The sequence below is a fragment of the Bordetella petrii genome, from assembly GCF_020991325.1.
In the GTDB taxonomy this organism is placed as follows: Bacteria; Pseudomonadota; Gammaproteobacteria; order Burkholderiales; family Burkholderiaceae_B; genus Bordetella_A; species Bordetella_A petrii_E.
In genome coordinates, this window is record NZ_JAJMLX010000526.1 from 1 (window position 1) to 830 (window position 830).

Sequence of the window (830 nt, forward strand, 5' to 3'; positions counted from 1 at the left end):
TCGATGACTTCGCCGGCATTGATCTTGAACACCGCCACCGCCTCGGACAACTGCTGCGCCTGCTCTTGCAGCGAACCCGCCGCGGCCGCCGCCTCTTCCACCAGCGCCGCGTTCTGCTGCGTCACCTCGTCCATCTGCGACACCGCACGGTTCACCTGGTCGATACCCCCGGACTGCTCTTCCGAAGCCGCCGAGATCTCGCCCATGATGTCCGTCACCCGCTTCACCGACGCCACGATCTCCTGCATGGTCGCGCCCGCCCGCTCGACCTGCTGCGAACCCGTGCCCACCTTGCTCACCGAGTCCTCGATCAGCACCTTGATCTCTTTGGCCGCCTGCGCGCTGCGCTGCGCCAGCGAACGCACCTCGCCCGCCACCACCGCAAAACCCTTGCCTTGCTCGCCCGCACGCGCCGCTTCCACCGCCGCGTTCAGCGCCAGAATGTTCGTCTGGAACGCAATGCCGTCGATCACCGACACAATCTCGGAAATCTTGCGCGAGCTCGCCGAAATCCCTTCCATCGTGCTCACCACTTCCGACACCGCAGACCCGCCCCGCTCGGCCACGTCCGAGGCGCTGGCCGCCAGCTGGTTCGCCTGGCGCGCGTTGTCCGCGTTCTGCTTCACCGTCGAGGCCAGCTCTTCCATCGACGCCGCCGTCTCTTCCAGCGACGCCGCCTGCTGCTCCGTGCGGCTGCTCAGGTCCGTGTTGCCCGCCGAGATCTCCCGCGAACCCACGTTGATCTCGTCCACGCCCCGGCGTACCTGCGCCACCGTGCGCGCCAGGTTCTCCTGCATCCGCTTCAGCGCCGAGAACAGCTGGCCGATTTC

Annotated in this window: 1 protein-coding gene; it reads right to left on the bottom strand. The window is 67.2% G+C overall.

The features are described 5' to 3' along the window. Positions 1-830, bottom strand: an 830-nt coding sequence (locus LPZ50_RS25125) for a methyl-accepting chemotaxis protein (protein ID WP_230665537.1), incomplete at both ends; no start/stop codon positions are given.